Source organism: Cedecea sp., from assembly GCF_036500665.1.
GTDB lineage: Bacteria > Pseudomonadota > Gammaproteobacteria > Enterobacterales > Enterobacteriaceae > Cedecea.
Map to the genome: position 1 here is coordinate 1 of NZ_DASYBS010000058.1, position 1,766 is coordinate 1,766.

The 1,766-nt window shown below is 53.8% G+C and carries 3 protein-coding genes; 1 reads left to right on the plus strand and 2 read right to left on the minus strand.

Annotated features, from left to right (window positions below; all coding sequences use genetic code 11):
* Nucleotides 1-92 precede the first annotated feature (92 nt).
* Complete coding sequence (locus VGM55_RS09500) at nt 93-1,007, plus strand: AraC family transcriptional regulator (protein ID WP_331635325.1); 915 nt, start codon at nt 93-95, stop codon at nt 1,005-1,007.
* A gap of 14 nt (nt 1,008-1,021) precedes the next feature.
* Here VGM55_RS09500 and VGM55_RS09505 read toward each other — a convergent pair whose 3' ends face one another.
* Nucleotides 1,022-1,477 carry a hypothetical protein gene (locus VGM55_RS09505; RefSeq protein WP_331635326.1) on the minus strand — a complete coding sequence of 152 codons (456 nt, stop codon included), beginning with the start codon at nt 1,475-1,477 and terminating at the stop codon, nt 1,022-1,024.
* Between the two features lie 20 nt (nt 1,478-1,497).
* Nucleotides 1,498-1,766 (minus strand): hypothetical protein (locus VGM55_RS09510; RefSeq protein ID WP_331635327.1); only part of this gene is annotated, 269 nt, incomplete at its 5' end.

Sequence of the window (1,766 nt, forward strand, 5' to 3'; positions counted from 1 at the left end):
CGCTGGATCCTCAAGCATGGTGTTCATCAGAGGGTGCAAAAAGCAGAGCGTCACCTAGAAGTGCGCAATCAACCTACACAAGGCATTACCACATGGCACACGACCAATACGGCTCAGGAGAGCAACAGACCACACAGGAAAAAGACCGGAAGCATTTCATGGTTGGTCTGCAACCTGATCCGCCTCCAGATCATAAGTGGCAGGAATACTGCGGTCACAGCATTTATGTAGCTGACCAGCATCGTTCCCTATGGCAGAAACATACTCACGACTGCACACAAATCACCATCGCAATGAGTCCCGCTCAGGTTCGAGGTGAATGGGTTGGAACCACGGGACGCGTGGCGCGGCGGGAGTTGAATGGAGACGTGATTTGGATTGTGCCGCCGGGGGTACAGCACATTATCCACTTCAACCGTAAGGCCTCCCTCGTTCACCTTTATATCGATGAGGGATTCTTTCGCTCCATGTTGCCCGATGCGCCTGACAATATGCAGCAGGCGCTGATTCCGTCACTGCTGGTGCGCGATCAATTTTTGGTCGAGATTGCAAGGTCGCTGTATCGCGAAGCTAAGCTCCGCACCCCAACTGAATTATTTACGCAATCGGTGGCAACGCTGACGGCTACGCATCTTGTGCGTGCTTATAGCAGCCGCGGACACAGCTTGCCTCTTTACCGTGGTGGTCTGGGCCCTTCCCGTGAGAAGAATATTCGAGCCTACATCGATGAGCATCTCAGTGAAGAGCTTTCCCTGGAGGAACTGGCGCGAGTCGTTGATATCAGCCCCAATTACCTGATCTCCCTATTCCGTGACTCCATCGGCATGACGCCGCATAAGTATGTCCTGCAGCAGAGAATAGAGCGCGCCCGCAGGCTGCTCGCCCGTTCTGGCTTATCGCTCCTTGGAATTGCACAGGGGTGCGGTTTCCGGGATCAGAGTCAGTTCACGACGATCTTCCGCCGCAACTGTGGTGTGACGCCTGGCCAATACAAACGCCAGATATAATCTGCGGCCTTCGCTTACTCGTTGCTGTCGGGGCGCTGCTTTTCCAGTGACTCGCCCATGATGTTTAGCAGCGCAACGGCCGTGGCCATGGCACGGCGTACCTCCTTCGATCTTGCCTGTTTACCGAGGCTCAGGAGTGACGGCTCTTTCTTTTCCGGATAATACAACGCAGCATGAAGCTTATCTGCATCGATCCCCTTGAGAAGATTTCCGAGAATGAGTAGAGTGCGGATTCCGGTAATGGCCTCTGGCGAGCTGATAAGTCCAATAACATGGTTGATCACCGTATCGCTGGCGAACAGAAGCCCTTTCAACAGTTTGAGAATATCCTTGTCATGCAGTTTCTGCAGCACATCATAAGCCGCGAGCACCGCTTCAGCATGCTCCACAGGAGCCTGTTGCACGCGGCTTATCAGGTCTTCCCGCGAGTCGGCTGGATGAAATTTTCTGAAATCAACTGCCACCGCCATAATGTCGTAACCTCTTCTCCTTACTTGTGCGTTTGAATCTGGACGAGTTGCCGGGTGCCGGGCATCCTGTAATCCTTCCGCTTCCACTTGCGTTCCACTTCCACACCACTTTGAGGCATAGGCCTGCCCGAGTAGCGGAAGTTAAGAACCTTAAGCGGATTGCTCCCCTTCCTCGGAATAATCTGGATCTTTACCGCCGTTTCCTTGAAGGCCGGCGTGTTTGTTGCGGAATCCGTGTGTGAGCCGGTCAGAATGTTCACTGGTCCCTCCTGCGACAGCAACGGCAGAT